The following is a 15,538-nucleotide window of genomic DNA, read 5'->3' as shown; positions in this document are numbered from 1 at the left end:
AAACAAAACGAAATGGAATTATTCAAGATACTTACACTTCTAGTGGTGATTTCAGCCATATTCGGATATATCAATGTCCGTTTTTTGAAATTACCTACTACCATCGGTTTGATGGTGATGGCCTTGGTGTTTTCACTTATGATGATTTTGCTTCAGTTCGTTTACCCTGATTTAATTCACTACGCAAGGGATTTAATGGCGGAAATTGATTTCACCACGGTCCTAATGGATGTCATGTTGTCCTTTCTGCTATTTGCTGGTGCACTACATACCAACGTGGGTATGATAAAACAGGAAAAGGGCACCATAGGAATGTTTGCCTTGGTGGGTGTGCTGGTGTCTACCTTTCTAATAGGAGGAGCCATCTATTATCTGTCGATGGCTTTAGGCTTACATACTGATTTGGTCTATTGTTTGCTTTTTGGGGCATTGATTTCACCTACAGACCCTATAGCGGTATTGGGTATTATGACGAAGGCCAATGTGCCCAAAAAAATAGAAATAAACATAGTAGGGGAGTCGCTTTTTAATGACGGCGTAGGTGTCGTGATATTCTTTACTATTTTGGAAATTGCCAGACTTGGTGTTGATAATGTTACAGTTATGGATGTAGCAACCTTATTTGTGCAAGAAGCTATAGGAGGCATATTATTTGGCTTAGGCTTAGGATTTCTGATGTTTAAGCTCCTTAAAAGTATTGATGATTACGAGGTAGAAGTGATGATAACCTTGGCCTTAGTGATGGGTGGCTATTTCTTAGCCCAGCAGCTGCATACTTCTGGTCCGCTGGCAATGGTGGTCGCTGGCTTGTTTATGGGAAGTAGCGGATTAAAACAAGATGCCATGAGCGAAACCACAGAACTTTATGTGGATAAGTTTTGGGAGCTCGTAGATGTATTGATGAATGCGGTTCTTTTTGTTTTAATAGGACTAGAAATCTTGATTTTAGAATTTCATACCAACTATTTTATAGCAGGTGGTGCAGCTATAATTATTGTGCTTTTATCAAGGTACCTTATTATTACGGTATTATTGAAATTCTCAAAAAACTGGGTGTCAGTAGATAAAGCTCCTTTATTGCTAACATGGGGAGGTTTGAGAGGTGGTTTATCCATTGCCATGGCACTCTCTTTACCTTCAGAATGGGAGGCCAAACCGTATATTGTTTTTATAACTTATTGCGTTGTATTGTTCTCGATAATAGTGCAAGGCTTAACGCTCGAAAAGCTTGTGAAAAGAATCTACAAAGCATAAAAGTTTGTATTTTGCATAATAATTTTTCAAAGTAACCAGTTAGTAAACCAGTTCATAAAATTCCTTTTTAAATGCTGAAAATGCTTTTACTTCAGATTCCGGCAGAGGTCGGAGTAGACTCTACGCTCTTGGGTTCACCATTGAGTATTAATTATTTCGAATTATTGTTGAAAGGTGGGGTAGTAATATACCCTATTATGATTTTACTTTTCGCTACGCTTTACTTAATGGCAGAAAGGTATTTATTTATCAAAAACTCTTCAAGAATTGATTTCGGTTTTCTTAGATCTTTAAAAGATAATATTCTTCGTGGTGACATGAGAACGGCAATCGCTCTATGTAAGAGTACCAATTTGCCTATTTCTCGAATCTTGGAGAAAGGTATTACCCGTATAGGTAGACCAGTGAAGGACATTGAAAGTGCCATGGAAATCCAATCCAATTTAGAGATATCTAAGATGGAGAAAAACATGGGCTACCTAGGACTAATCGCTGGGGTGGCACCTACCTTAGGTTTTGTGGGTACTATTTCTGGTATTATTAGAATCTTCTATGAAATCTCGGTAACAGGTAATTTTTCCATTGAAACCATTTCAAATGGTCTATATGAGAAAATGATTTCCAGTTTTTCTGGATTGGTAGTAGGTTTAATAGCTTACGCCGCTTATCACAGTATCAATATGATGACAGATAAGTTTAGTATTAATCTTCAGGCTACGGTAATGGACTTTTTAGATACTCTTAACGAGCCAGCATCTTAATTCTCTTATAACATGAAATTAAAACGACAGCGAAAATTTCATGCGGAGGTACAAACCTCAGCATTGAATGATATCATGTTCTTTTTGCTTTTATTCTTTCTAATTGTGGCTACACTAGGCAGCCCTAATGTTATAAAATTAATGTTGCCACAATCAGATGACTCTACTCACGATGTGAGTAAGGCACCTGTTAATTTATCTATTACTGAAGATAAGGTTTATTATATTGATCGTCAGGCGATACCGTTTCCTGCCTTAGAGCAGCGTTTGGTAGAAGCTACAGTAGGCATGGAAGAACCAACAGTAATTTTGAGAGCAGCATCTAGCCTTACCATTCAAGACTTGGTGGATGTAATGAGTATGGGAGCAAGGTTAAGGATAAGGATGGTTTTAGCTACCGAGCAGAATTAACGATTGTATCCCAAAATATATATTAAAGAAAAGGCTCATAAAATATTTTATGAGCCTTTTTAGCTAGGAGCTTATTTCGCTTTTAAAGGCTCATCAGGTCTTTGAATTTAATGGCTTGTCTTCTAGAGATCTCAATCTTCTCTCCGCCAGGGCCTATTTCTCCAGCTTTTAGCGTAACCAAAAGTCCTCCAGAAAACCAAGGCTCAATTTTGTCAATCCAGTTTAGATTGATGATGTGTTTTCTGTTGGCTCTAAAGAATATCTTGGAATCTAATCTTTCTTCCAAGCTGTTCAATGATTTCAAAATCATGGGTTTTTGATTATCAAAATGTAAACGGACATAGTTTCCCATAGATTCAAATAGTCTGACCTTACCTAGGCGTACAAACCAACATTTCTCGCCATCTTTTACAAAAACTTGGTCATGGACGGTCAGCTCTCCCTCAGGATGTTCTAGAGCTTCTTTTTTCGTTTTTTCCTGTTCCAGTTCAATTCGCTGAATGGCCTCTGCCAATCGCGGACTGTCAATAGGCTTCATGATATAATCTAGGGCATTAAACTCAAAAGCCTTTAATGCGTATTCGTCATAAGCAGTAGTGAAAATAACCTCTGGCACTTTATCTGTTAGAGCTTCTAGAAGTTCAAAACCATTTTTTCCTGGCATTTGAATATCTAAAAAAAGAAGATCAGGTTCCATTTCTTCTATCATGGGTATGGCTTCGTCTGCATTGGCGGCTTCTCCCACCACGGTTATTCTTGGGAACTCCTCTAATAATCTTTTCAGCTCATTTCGAGCCAATCTCTCATCGTCTACTACTATTGCTCTCATAATAATTTATTGATAATCTAAAGGTATGCGAATTTCAGCATTGACCGTAAGGTGATTTTCTTGGAATATTCTAAAGTCGCTTTTGTTTCCGTAAAGCAAATGAAGCCTTCTTTTTGTATTTTCTAAACCAAATCCTCCAGAAGAAGATTTTGACTCTGTACTATGAAGTTTACCAGTATTTCTGATACTAATTAGTAAGATTCTATCATCTATGTGAGAAGATATTTCAATAAAGCCCCATCTAAGGGCCTTTTGAACGCCATGCTTGATAGCATTTTCTACCAAGGTTTGCAGCATCATCGGTGGCACCTGAACCCCCTCAGTTTCTTTGTCAATATTCCATTTTATCTGAAGTCTTTCTTCATATCTTATTTTTTCTAGGCTAAGATAATCCTGAATGGTTTTAATCTCTTCCTTCAGGCTCACTGTGGTTTTTCTATGAGAAACTAAAGAGCTTCGTAGCAAGTTTGATAACTGGGTTATCCCTGACATAGCTTTTTTAGGGTCTTCCGTGATTAGAGCTCTAATACTATTTAAGGCGTTAAAAATAAAATGCGGATTCATCTGAGCTCTTAAAATTTTGGCTTCCGTTTCTTTAACCGAAGCTTCAAGCTGTACCCTCTCTACGGCATCATTCTTACGCAGATTAGCCACACTATAGAAAACATATATAAGCACCCAAATAAGAACTGGTTTTGTTAAATTTATAAGATAAGAGATATCTCTCAAAGCCCAGTTCATCTTCTCCGTATTGATGATGTCTCTGTCCATAGGTATGTTTATGGCGGCTAAAACAAAGGTAATAGTTCCTATAACTACAGTACATCTTATAACCAGCTGAGCCACTGGTAGTTTAATCCATTCATATCGTTTGAAAATAATTCTAAAAATATGAGTTAAAGAAATTCCTGCGGCCACATTTACGATTCCGTTTCCTATGAGTTTATTAAACTCTTCAAAATCAAATGAAAATATAGTGAAGTAATTTAGAAGGTCAGAAAAGGAATAGAAAGACCACCCTATTATTTGACATATCCAATACGACTTTCTTGTTTCCATTTAAGCCACAAGGTAAGATGATTTTAAAATAAAGTGGATTTTTTTACACGATTGGAGGAATGCTTTCATGAGTGGAAAAAAAAGCTATACAGATATTAAGGAAAGGTGTTCTATATTATTTCTTTCTAAAATACTAAACTTATTTTCTTCATAAGAATATTCAAGCTTATATAGGCAAAGGTTTGAGTGTTTGAAAGTATCCATTTCTGAAATAGATGCTTCAGACAGGAATGTCAGTAAAATTCTTATTGCCCTCCCATGCATGGCTACCAGAACTGTCTCTTCGTTCTCGTTTTCTATGATACGATCTAAGGCTATTTTTTGTCGTTCCAATACTTCTTCTGGACTTTCTCCTCCTTCTAGACTCAAATGAGTTTCTCCTTCAGACCATCTTTTAAGAACGTTGAAATAAACTTCATCATCTGAGGGGTCAGGTTTTTTACCCTCTTTAGAACCCCATGAAATTTCATTAAGTCCAGGCAATATTTCGTGTGAAACACCATCATTTAAAAAGTTGATGACACTTTGATGTGTTCTTACCAGCTGTGAGGTGTAAACCTTATGAAAAGAGATGTGGCTGTAATGGTCATAAAAGGCTTTAGCTTGTTTATGACCCGTTTCATTTAAACTGGAGTCTATTCCGCTACCTTGAACGATACCTTTTTTATTGTAGTCCGTCTCGCCATGACGTATTAAATAGATAGTTTTCTTTCTCATTTAAATACCTTTGTTGAAACTTGTTTCCAAAAATCGTCCAAAAGTAAAATTTTCATAATGAAATTGACTACGAATTCTGAAAAGTTAAATGAAATCAGTAAAAATACCCTGAGCGAGCACCTTGGAATATTAATAACCGAAGTAGGAGTTGACTTTATTAAAGGAACGATGCCGGTGGATCATAGAACAAAACAACCTGCAGGTTTACTTCATGGCGGAGCATCCGTCGCTTTTGCAGAAACCTTGGGCAGTGTGGCTTCCTATGCCTTGGTAGAAAATGAAGGGAAAGCTATAGTGGGATTAGAAATTAATGCGAATCATATTCGTTCGGTTAAGGAAGGTCTTGTATATGGTAAGGCTAAAGCTGTTCATTTAGGAAGAAAAACTCATGTTTGGCAAATAGACATCACAGATGTGAAAGATAGGTTGGTTTGTACAGTCAGGTTTACCGTCATGATAATAGATCAGTTGGCTTAATTTTTGAAAGTTATTGATACAATGAAAAACATCATATTTTGCGTTTTAATCTTATCCTCATTTTTAACTAGAGGTCAAGAAGTCATTTCAGATACATTAGAAAGTAGGCCCGCCATTCCTGTTGACATGTCTGCCTATAAAAAGAATAGTTTTAAGTTTTCTTGGGGCTTAAGAGCAGGCATAAGTAAAACTAGAATAAATACTTCAAGCGGAGATGTTTTAAGGGTTACACCCAATGGAACACCTGTCGTAGGAGAAAATGGTATAGTTAGAGATGAGTTAGTTTCAAATACCGCTTTTGGAAATGGGTATCAGGGTGCAATTTTTGGAAGGTTTATTACAGGTTCTTTCTATATTCAACCAGAAGTAATATATGGGCTTAAGGGTGGAAAATTTGATTTCCTAGACAAAAGTGGTAATCTTCTAAATAGAGTTGATGCTAAGTTTACGGCCATTGATGTTCCCATTCTTTTGGGATTAAGAGTGCGAGATGTAAGGATTTTTGGAGGTCCTTCTTTTTCCTACGCCTTGAAAAAAAATAAAGAGTTTGAAAAAGCATTATCACCATACACCAATCAAAACTTATCGGAGGATTTTTTTAACAGACCTATTCTTAATGGCGTCATAGGGCTAGGAATAGAATTGAAATCTTTCTTTTTTGATTTAAGATATGAAGGAGGAATAGCCAATTACGCGGAAACAACACTCGGTCCTGCGAATAACCCGATGAAATTTAACTTTACAACAGACCAATTTATTCTTTCTATAGGCTTTGTGAAATAACAAATATTTCTAAGTCTTAGGCGATTGTTAAACCGTTAGATTACAGGAATAAAATAAGTACGTTGTGTATTTATTACCCCATTTTTTATATATTTTAAGGGTTTAAAACTTTAAACCAAATACAAATGGCGGGAATTTTAGATTTATTAAGTAGTGATTTAGGAAAGCAGATAATTTCTGGTGTTAGTGGGCAGACTGGTGCTCCTGCTAATAAAACAGCAGATGTTCTTGGAATGGCTTTACCAGTTTTAATGGGTGCCATGCAAAAAAATGCATCAACGCCAGAGGGTGCAGCGGGAATTTTAGGAGCATTAAGTGGTAAACATAATGGCGGGATCTTAGATAATCTTGGTGGTTTATTTCAAGGTGGAGTGGATGATAGTGTCGTTAATGACGGAGCCGGTATACTAGGGCACGTTTTAGGTGCTAAGCAAACTGGTGTAGAATCGGCATTAAGTCAAAAAACTGGTTTGGATATGAACACTGTTGCCCAAATCTTAAAAGTAGCTGCTCCAATCTTAATGGGCGTTGTTGGAAAGCAAGTGAGCCAGTCAAACGTAAATGATAGCAGTGGTCTTGGCAATGTTTTAGGAGGTCTTTTAGGCGGTGGAGCTGGAAGTAAGCAGCAAAGCCTTATTGAGTCTTTCTTAGATTCAGATGGAGACGGAAGTATAATTGACGATGTAGCTGGAATGCTTTTAAGCGGAGCTACTGGTCAGAAAAAAGGTGGACTTGGCGGATTGCTAGGTGGTCTTTTTGGAAGATAATAGAACCCCAAATTAAATATTAAACCCGGTTTATGCATTGGAGAATCGTAACGAGTTTTAAAGAGCAATAAATCAGACATTTAAACGAGATTAGCATAGCGGTTTACCCTGAGCTAATGTCGAATGGTTCTGGTGATGGAGTTTAAATGGGTTTACGAACTGATTTGAAGCAATTTAGCTACGGTCCCGATAAAATCGGGAGATTTTCTAATGAATAAACCGGTTTAAAAAAGCCGATGACGTTTAAAACGCATCGGCTTTTCATTTATCCACAAAACTGATTTTAACTTTCTGGAGTTACTTCTGTAGTACTTTCTGCTGGTTTTACATCTGAAGCGTTTTCATTTGCTAGAAGTTCAACCTCAGGTGTCTCTAAGACTTCAGGAACATCTTTCTTATCCATGTATTCCTGATAAGTAGTAAGTTTCTCAAAAGGTCTTTCTCCAATCAGGCCTACTAGATCACTTTGGAATATAATTTCTCTCTCTAATAAAGCCTTGGCTAAAATGTCTAATTCCTTACGTTTTGATAAAAGTAAGTCCTTCGTCATCTTGTAGGCCTTGTCTATTAACTTCTTAACCTCTTGGTCAATCTTCTGAGCGGTATATTCTGAATATGGTTTCGTGAACGAATAATCAGATTGCCCTTTAGAATCATGGAAAGATATATTACCTATTTCTTCATTAAGGCCGTATATCGTAACCATTCCGTAAGCCATTTTCGTGATTTTTTCCAAGTCACTTAATGCACCGGTCGAAATTTTACCAAAGACAATTTCCTCAGCAGCTCTACCACCAAGAGACATACACATTTCTTCAAAAAGCTGTTCCGTTCTGTATAAGAACTGCTCTTTAGGAAGGTATTGAGCATAACCCAACGCCGCAGCACCTCTAGGTACAATACTTACTTTCACTAAAGGGTTGGCGTGCTCTAGATACCATCCCGCCACAGCGTGACCCGCTTCGTGATAAGCTACTATTTCTTTCTCTTCAGGAGAGATAAGCTTGTTCTTTTTCTCTAATCCTCCAATCTCTCTATCAATGGCATCCATGAAATCTTGCATTTCAATAGACTTCTTACCTCTTCTTGCCGCTAAAAGTGCAGCTTCATTACAAACGTTGGCTATTTCTGCTCCAGCAAAACCAGGAGTTTGAGTGGCTAGTTTTTTGGCATCTACCTCGTCATTTAGTTTTAAAGGACGCATGTGTACTTTAAAAATGGCCTCTCGACCATTAATATCTGGAGCATCTACACTTATTTGTCTGTCAAATCTACCAGGTCTTAGTAAAGCTTGGTCAAGTACATCAGGTCTGTTTGTGGCTGCTATGATAATAATACCAGCGTCAGAACCAAAACCATCCATCTCTACTAATAAAGAGTTCAATGTGTTTTCACGCTCGTCATTTCCTCCAGGCATTCCACCTTTTCCACGAGAACGGCCAACGGCATCAATCTCATCAATAAAGATAATACATGGTGCTTTTTCTTTAGCTTGTTTGAAAAGGTCACGAACTCTAGCAGCCCCAACACCTACAAACATCTCTACAAAATCAGAACCTGAAAGAGAGAAAAACGGTACACTGGCTTCACCAGCTACAGCTTTGGCCATAAGTGTTTTACCGGTACCTGGAGGGCCTACTAAAAGAGCTCCTTTTGGTATTTTACCACCTAACTCGGTGAATTTCTCTGGCTTCCTTAAGAATTCCACGATCTCCGTAAGCTCTTCTTTGGCTTCTTCTAGACCAGCAACATCTTTAAAGGTAATCTTCACCTTATTGTCCGTGTCAAAAAGAGAGGCTCTAGATTTTCCGATGTTGAAAAGTTGACCACCAGGGCCTCCGCCACCGGTCATTCTTGTCATTAAGAAGTACATTAGACCAAAGAATAATATCAATGGTAACCAATTGAATAAAGAGTTTAGAATATCTTCTCTATGTATTGGTTCTGGATATAAAGCAGCTTTTTTATCGCTATCTATGTTAGCTTCTTTAATGAAGCTATTAAACTCGTTCATGAAGGCAAATTCAGAAACGATGTCAACTTTCATGTGTGGACCAGATGTAAACCTATTATTTCCTAAAAGGTTTTTATACTCATCTTTTTGTAGAGCTTCGCTCGATAGTGTTACTTCCACCACATTGGCATCGGTTACTACGGCTACTTTTTCTACCTCCCCTTTGAGGACCATTTGTTCCAAGTTTTTATACTTGATAGGAGAAAGTGATTTGTTATTTGAAAAATACATAACACCCACTATTCCCAAAATCAAAGCGGCAATTATCCAACCTTGAAATCCTGGACCGTTGCCGATAGGTAGTTTTTTCTTCTGTTTTGGTAAAGGATTCTTTTCCTCAGACATATATATTAAATATTAATTCTTTAAAATATTTTAATTGACCATTTCTTTGGTCGGTTTTAAATCGTCAGTAAAATAGGTTATATCGGCATCACCCCAGAGAGACTCAATATCGAAAAAGGCTCTTTTATCATTTTTGAATACATGAACGACCACGTCCACATAATCAATGAGAACCCATTCTTTACTCATTCTACCTTCTCTGTTCCAAGGATCTTGTCCGGTTTTTTTATAAACCACTTCTTCAACGGATCTAGAAATTGCATCTATTTGCGTATCGGAATTACCCGAGCAAATGACAAAAAAATCGGTAATGGCATTATTGATTTTTCGCAAATCCATTAAGACAACTTCACTTGCCTTCTTCTCGTGCATCCCTTCAATAATAAATTGACTTAGTTCTGTACTTGAAAGTTGCTTAGTTTTTTTCATTCAGTAATTTTTACAATAGTTTTGCATTTCTGTTAAAATGCACATTTATAAGTGATCTAATAATTTCTTATTTCAAACAGCTAAATTAAAGTAATTTGTACAAACTTCAGCCCAAAACACTATTTACAGGCAAAAATGCTATATATCTGCCAACTTGTCACTCTACTAACGATTCGGCTGCTGAAATAATTCAGAAGAGTGATATTACTGAAGGGACTATTGTCATTACTGACAATCAAACCCATGGAAAAGGACAACGTGGCAATACTTGGGTTTCTAGAAAAGGAGAGAATTTAACGTTTACGGTTATTTTAAAGCCAGATTTTATGCCTGTGGATGAGCAGTTTAAGTTGAATATGGCTGTTTCCCTTGCAGTAATAGAAACTTTATCTGAATATTTAGACGGAAGATTAAAAATAAAATGGCCTAACGATATTTTTTATGGAGATAAGAAGCTTGGTGGTATTCTTATTGAAAGTATTGTATCTAAGAAAGTTATGAGTTATAGTTTTGTTGGTGTTGGTCTTAATATAAACCAACAAGAATTTTCTTTACCCCTTGCCACATCTTTGAAAAGGCTTACTGATAACGAGAATTATGATTTAAGTGAATTATTAACGAAGTTTTCGGAAAACTTGGAAAAAGAATATTTAGCACTAAAAAACACTAAAGATGTCTGTCATAAGACCAGATATGTCAATAATTTATTCCGAAAAGATGAATGGCATCAGTTCAAAAACGAGAATGGTATTTTCGACGGAAAAATAAAAGGAGTAAATGAATATGGCAAATTGATAATCGAAACTAAATTTGGACTAAAGCAATTTGCAACAAAAGAATTTGAATATATCTATTAAAAAGTAGATATAACTGCAATGTAAGGAAGGCTAAAAGAATAATTTTGTAAAGGACCTAATTATATTCAATGAGGGATACAGTAGAGAAGAAAAGACTGGACGAAAGGCCAGATAACAGAGGCTGGAAAAAATGGGGTCCATACCTTTCTGCTCGTCAGTGGGGAACCGTTCGGGAAGATTACAGTGTCTATGGAGATAGTTGGAATTATGTCAGTCATGATATCGCTAGAAGCAGGACTTATAGATGGGGCGAAGATGGTATCGGAGGAATCTCTGATAATAAGCAACATATTTGTTTTGCTTTTTCTTTTTGGAATCATGAAGATCCTATTCTTAAGGAGAGATATTTTGGTTTAACAGGAGCCGAAGGAAATCATGGGGAGGATGTGAAAGAGCTATACTATTATTTGGATAGTACTCCCACGCATTCTTACATGAAAATGCTATACAAGTACCCAATTAAACTGTTTCCATATGAGGAAATACTTCAAGGAAACAGAGAACGAGGTAAAAAGGACAAGGAATTTGAGATTTTAAATACGGAGGCTTTTAACGATAATCAGTATTTTGATATTTACATTGAATACGCTAAAGCGGCCGAAAACGATATTCTTATAAAGTTAACGGCTTATAATCGTTCAGATAAGGCCGCCAAATTAACCGTTTTGCCAACTTTATGGTTTAGGAATACATGGTCTTGGGGCTATGAGGAGTTTTCTCAAAAGCCGATGCTAACAGGAATAGCAAAAAGTCAAGTGGAAGTAAGGCATCGCCTGTTTGACAATATGAAATTCTATCTTCAGGATGCCGATGAAATATTGTTTTGTGAGAATGAAACAAACATGGAGCGTGTATTTGGCAAGAAAAACACATCTTCTTTTGTCAAGGACGGCATCAATGAATATGTAGTAGAAGGAGATAAAAAGGCCATTAATAAGAATAAAATCGGGACCAAAATGGCTGGGCTTTATGAAAAGATGGTTCCTGCAAAGGGTAGTGTAGAAATCAAACTTAGATTTTCTAGCGAAACACACTTGGAAGATGCCTTTGGTGATTTCGAGAAGCTTTTTGATGTGGCGAAGGCAGATGCTGAAGATTTTTATGGCCAAGTTCAAAAGGATATAAAATCTGAAGAACAGAAAGGCATACAAAGACAGGCTTTTGCTGGCATGCTTTGGAATAAGCAATTTTACTATTATAACATGGAGCAGTGGGCTAATGGCGACCCTAAAATGCCGTTTAAGTTCACAGGAAGGGCTTACACCAGGAATGAAACTTGGAAGCACGCCTATATGCATAATATACTTTCTATGCCAGACAAATGGGAGTATCCTTGGTTTGCAGCATGGGATTTGGCTTTTCATACCGTGACTTTAGCCAGAGTAGATAGTGATTTTGCTAAAAGACAACTTGCTGTTGTTTTAAGAGAATATTACATGCACCCTAATGGTCAAATACCGGCTTATGAGTGGAATTTCTCTGATGTAAACCCTCCAGTACATGCTTGGGCGACTTGGAAAGTTTATGAACTGGACAAAAAACAGCGTGGCGGAGTAGGTGATATAAAGTTTCTGGAAAGAATTTTTCATAAGCTTTTATTGAATTTTACTTGGTGGGTTAATCAGAAGGACGAAGAAGGAAATAATATTTTTGGAGGTGGATTTTTAGGATTAGATAATATTGGTGTTTTTGATCGTAATGCTCAGATACCTGGCATTCAGTTGAAGCAAGCAGATGCTACAGGTTGGATGGCCATTTTTACCTTAAATATGCTGAGGATTTCTTGCGAGATTTCTTTGGAAAGGCCTGTATATCAGGATATGGCGTCCAAATTTTTTGAGCACTTTTTGCATATTGCCGCGGCCATTAATAATAATATGGAAGAGGGAACTATAGGTCTATGGGATGAAGAGGATCAGTTTTATTATGATAAGATTCATACCCCGGAGGCAAGAACTATATTTTTGAAAGTAAGATCTTTAGTGGGGCTAATTCCGCTTTGTGCTGTGGAAGTTATTAATCAAGACTTGCTGGATAAGCTGCCGCAGTTTAAAATAAGGTTAGAATGGGTGTTGAAAAACAGACCAGATTTAGCTTCTCTTATTTCTAGATGGCATGAACCAGGGAAGGGTGAAACGCATTTGCTGTCCCTTTTAAGAGGGCATAGGATGAAAATGGTTCTCAAAAAATTATTTAGTGAAGCTGAATTCTTATCAGATTATGGTATTCGTTCTCTTTCTAAATTTCATAAAGAAAACCCATTTGATTTTGACCTGAACGGTGAAAGATTGGAAGTAAGCTATAGTCCTGCGGAAACGGAACTTTCTATAATGGGTGGTAATAGTAACTGGCGTGGACCTATATGGTTTCCGTTGAATTATCTTATTATAGACGCTCTGCATAAGTATTCTCAATATTATGGGGACGATTATGAGGTTGAATACCCAACGGGTTCAGGCAAAATAACTACCATAGCTAACGCTGCCAATGAAATATCTAAACGACTGATTAAGATTTTTGAGGAAGACGAGACAGGTAAAAGGCCGGCTCTTCAAATAAATGAGCAGTATGATGAAGATGAGCATTTTAAAAAGCACCATTTGTTTTATGAGTATTTCAACGGCGACAATGGCGAAGGCTGTGGAGCCGCTCATCAGACAGGTTGGACAGGCTTAGTGGCAGATTTAATAGAAGAAGTAAACGTCTTTAAAAAGTGATTTTTTAAAACTGGGTATAAAGTAAAAAACTCAAGGGCAAGGCCCTTGAGTTTTTTTGTACATTGTTTTTGACTACTCCGGTCTGGCTAGAATCTCTTCCATAGAATAGGTGATTCCGTTTTTAATCACGTAGGTTACATTTAGTGCATCGGTGATTTCTTTCAGAGGGTCACCGTCAATGATAACCAAATCTGCCAATTTACCTTTTTCTATAGAACCTAAATCTTTACTTACTCCCACAGCGGTAGCAGCACCCATTGTAGCTGCCTTAAGTGTAATGTAAGGTGAAATTCCTGAGTCTACCCATGCGTGTAATTCTGAGTGCAAGCTATAACCATAAGGAATAAAGGGGCTATCTGTACCTGCCGTTACTTTAGCTCCAGCATTAATAAGCGTTTTGAGCGTCTCCTGAATGTTTGGAAAGTTACTAAGGTAGCCAGGGAATATTTTAGCTATTTGGCCCGCTCTTCCACGCATCTCGTCTACATAGTCCGTAGGATAGAAATTATTTAGCTGCTTGTTATCAAAATACCATGGGAGCTTTGCGGCCATGTGGTAAAAACCACCTTGTAAAGAAACGGTTGGTGTGATGTTCATTTGAGATTTTACCAAAAGTTCTACAACGTCTTGATAGGTATGGTTCATTTTGGTAATCTTAGGAGAGTATCCTCTTCTACTTGTACCACCGATATGTTCTACGGCATCTACGGCGTATCTCATAGCAGGGAAAATCTCGTGAGAAGAAACTGGTATACCGTTTTTATGTGCGAATGCCGTAATTTTCTTTTGAAGAATATCCGGCATTCTTACGTAAGTTTTGATGAGGTCGTAACCTAAGGCCACAGACCTGTCAAGTTCTAAGTCTAGCTGTGCAGAAGACTGTATACTGTTTGCCAGACCATAATAAATACGTGTACCATCTGTTAGTCCTCCAGTAAAGAATTCTCTTGGTCCCATAAGGCTTCCTGTATCCCAAGACTCTTTTCTTTCAAGAGCATCGTATGGGTCGGAGCCTGTTTCTCTTAAAGATGTAATACCATAAGATAACCACAAGCGACCAAGTTTTTCGCCTGTCATAGCATGCTGATGCGTATGCATTTCAAAAAGCCCTGGAATGACGGTTTTGTCTGATGCGTCAATGAATTTACCTTCTCTGCCAGCCTTATGCTTCTCAATAGCTTCAATTCTATTTTCACTGATGATGATATCCATGTCGGTTAGATATTTCTCTGATATACCATCAAATATTTTTCCGGCGTGGATAATTGTTTTGCCTTCTGGCTGCCCATAATCCCAATTAAAAGTTAATGGGACGGTTTCTGTGACCATGTTTTCAAGGTTTACTTTCTTTATCTGGTCTGTGGCCAGATAAACTAAGCTTTTGGAGTCGGATGACCAACTAGGCACTTCCGCCAGCTCATTTGTTATTCTGGTAGGAGGGCCTACAATATTTCCTTTTTTATCTACCTTGATAGTCCATAAAAGTCCATCTAAAACATAGGCCATGAATTTCCCATCTGGAGACCATACAGGGCCATTTTTAGCTCTCATACCTAGAGAACGTTCTTCCACAGGAGATATGAATTTCTCAGATTGGTCTTCTAAAGAAACCAATAAGATTTTATTAATACCCTCTCTAAATCTGCTAGAATAAACGTCAAGTGCAGATAGGGCAATGGTTTTTCCATCTGGTGACCAGCTAGGTTGACTAGGAACAAAAAGAGCTTCGTGAAGGGGTTCTATTTCTTTCGTTTCTAAGGTGATGGCCTGCAAAGCACCTTTACCCCAAATATTTCTAGCGTCTGCCATGTAAAACGCTATTTTCTTTCCATCTGGAGACCAGCTTGGATAGTTAATGTCCATATCCGATTTCTGAAGCTGCGTTTTTTTGCCAGTGGCGATTTCAAATAACCAGAGATTCATATTGCCAGACTCATCTGTTAAGTACGCTATTTGTTTTCCATCAGGAGACCATACAGGGTCAGAACAAATGAATTTGCTTTTTATAAGTACTTTAGGATTTGGGTTTCCTTCTTCTAAAATCCAGATGTCGCTTAAAGCCGAGAAAATGTATTTTTTACTGTCAGGGGAAATCGACAAGCCTTTTATGCCTTTCAC

14 protein-coding genes are annotated in these 15,538 nt (G+C 37.5%); 8 read left to right on the top strand and 6 right to left on the bottom strand.

Annotated elements, in window-relative coordinates:
- The first annotated feature begins 12 nt into the window (after nucleotides 1–12).
- The 3 genes from ACTBZY_RS15875 to ACTBZY_RS15865 all read left to right on the top strand — a co-directional run bounded on the left by ACTBZY_RS15875 (nucleotide 13) and on the right by ACTBZY_RS15865 (nucleotide 2,426).
- On the top strand, nucleotides 13–1,254 hold the full coding sequence (locus tag ACTBZY_RS15875) for a cation:proton antiporter (protein WP_463047326.1): 1,242 nt from the start codon (nucleotides 13–15) through the stop codon (nucleotides 1,252–1,254).
- A gap of 71 nt (nucleotides 1,255–1,325) precedes the next feature.
- A complete protein-coding gene (locus ACTBZY_RS15870; protein ID WP_463047325.1) occupies nucleotides 1,326–2,015 on the top strand; it encodes a MotA/TolQ/ExbB proton channel family protein in 690 nt (229 codons plus the stop codon).
- 12 nt (nucleotides 2,016–2,027) lie between these two features.
- Entirely contained in the window at nucleotides 2,028–2,426 is a 399-nt protein-coding gene (locus ACTBZY_RS15865; protein ID WP_463047324.1) for an ExbD/TolR family protein, read from the top strand.
- 82 nt (nucleotides 2,427–2,508) lie between these two features.
- Here the strand turns inward: ACTBZY_RS15865 and ACTBZY_RS15860 are convergent, their stop codons facing one another.
- The 3 genes from ACTBZY_RS15860 to ACTBZY_RS15850 form a co-directional block, all read right to left on the bottom strand.
- Nucleotides 2,509–3,255 (bottom strand): LytR/AlgR family response regulator transcription factor, encoded by a 747-nt coding sequence (locus ACTBZY_RS15860; RefSeq protein WP_463047323.1) that lies wholly within the window; start codon nucleotides 3,253–3,255, stop codon nucleotides 2,509–2,511.
- A gap of 6 nt (nucleotides 3,256–3,261) precedes the next feature.
- Nucleotides 3,262–4,314: a sensor histidine kinase gene (locus ACTBZY_RS15855; protein WP_463047322.1), complete on the bottom strand. Its 1,053-nt coding sequence runs from the start codon at nucleotides 4,312–4,314 to the stop codon at nucleotides 3,262–3,264.
- Between the two features lie 84 nt (nucleotides 4,315–4,398).
- Nucleotides 4,399–5,031, bottom strand: a complete 633-nt coding sequence (locus ACTBZY_RS15850) for a histidine phosphatase family protein (RefSeq protein WP_463047321.1) — start codon at nucleotides 5,029–5,031, stop codon at nucleotides 4,399–4,401.
- 57 nt (nucleotides 5,032–5,088) lie between these two features.
- Here ACTBZY_RS15850 and ACTBZY_RS15845 point away from each other — a divergent pair, with 57 nt between their 5' ends.
- From ACTBZY_RS15845 to ACTBZY_RS15835, 3 genes are all read left to right on the top strand, one after another.
- Nucleotides 5,089–5,508, top strand: coding sequence for a hotdog fold thioesterase (locus ACTBZY_RS15845; protein ID WP_463047320.1), 420 nt, complete (start codon nucleotides 5,089–5,091; stop codon nucleotides 5,506–5,508).
- Nucleotides 5,509–5,529: 21 nt separating this feature from the next.
- Entirely contained in the window at nucleotides 5,530–6,291 is a 762-nt protein-coding gene (locus ACTBZY_RS15840; RefSeq protein ID WP_463047319.1) for a porin family protein, read from the top strand.
- Nucleotides 6,292–6,416: 125 nt separating this feature from the next.
- Nucleotides 6,417–7,058, top strand: coding sequence for a DUF937 domain-containing protein (locus ACTBZY_RS15835; protein ID WP_463047318.1), 642 nt, complete (start codon nucleotides 6,417–6,419; stop codon nucleotides 7,056–7,058).
- Between the two features lie 283 nt (nucleotides 7,059–7,341).
- Here ACTBZY_RS15835 and ftsH read toward each other — a convergent pair whose 3' ends face one another.
- Together ftsH and rsfS are read right to left on the bottom strand one after the other, a co-directional pair.
- On the bottom strand, nucleotides 7,342–9,417 hold the full coding sequence (gene ftsH, locus ACTBZY_RS15830) for an ATP-dependent zinc metalloprotease FtsH (protein ID WP_463047317.1): 2,076 nt from the start codon (nucleotides 9,415–9,417) through the stop codon (nucleotides 7,342–7,344).
- Between the two features lie 30 nt (nucleotides 9,418–9,447).
- The gene (gene rsfS, locus ACTBZY_RS15825; RefSeq protein WP_463047316.1) at nucleotides 9,448–9,846 is read right to left on the bottom strand and encodes a ribosome silencing factor; all 399 of its coding nucleotides are present in this window, start codon (nucleotides 9,844–9,846) and stop codon (nucleotides 9,448–9,450) included.
- Nucleotides 9,847–9,941: 95 nt separating this feature from the next.
- Between rsfS and ACTBZY_RS15820 the strand changes: the two genes are divergently transcribed.
- Nucleotides 9,942–10,703, top strand: a complete 762-nt coding sequence (locus tag ACTBZY_RS15820; protein ID WP_463047315.1) for a biotin--[acetyl-CoA-carboxylase] ligase — start codon at nucleotides 9,942–9,944, stop codon at nucleotides 10,701–10,703.
- Nucleotides 10,704–10,771: 68 nt separating this feature from the next.
- Nucleotides 10,772–13,420 carry an MGH1-like glycoside hydrolase domain-containing protein gene (locus ACTBZY_RS15815; RefSeq protein ID WP_463047314.1) on the top strand — a complete coding sequence of 883 codons (2,649 nt, stop codon included), beginning with the start codon at nucleotides 10,772–10,774 and terminating at the stop codon, nucleotides 13,418–13,420.
- A gap of 72 nt (nucleotides 13,421–13,492) precedes the next feature.
- Here the strand turns inward: ACTBZY_RS15815 and ACTBZY_RS15810 are convergent.
- Nucleotides 13,493–15,538, bottom strand: a 2,046-nt coding sequence (locus tag ACTBZY_RS15810) for an amidohydrolase family protein (RefSeq protein WP_463047313.1), incomplete at its 5' end; no start/stop codon positions are given.

This window comes from Arcticibacterium sp. (assembly GCF_055134445.1).
This window is presented reverse-complemented; position numbering and strand designations above follow the sequence as displayed.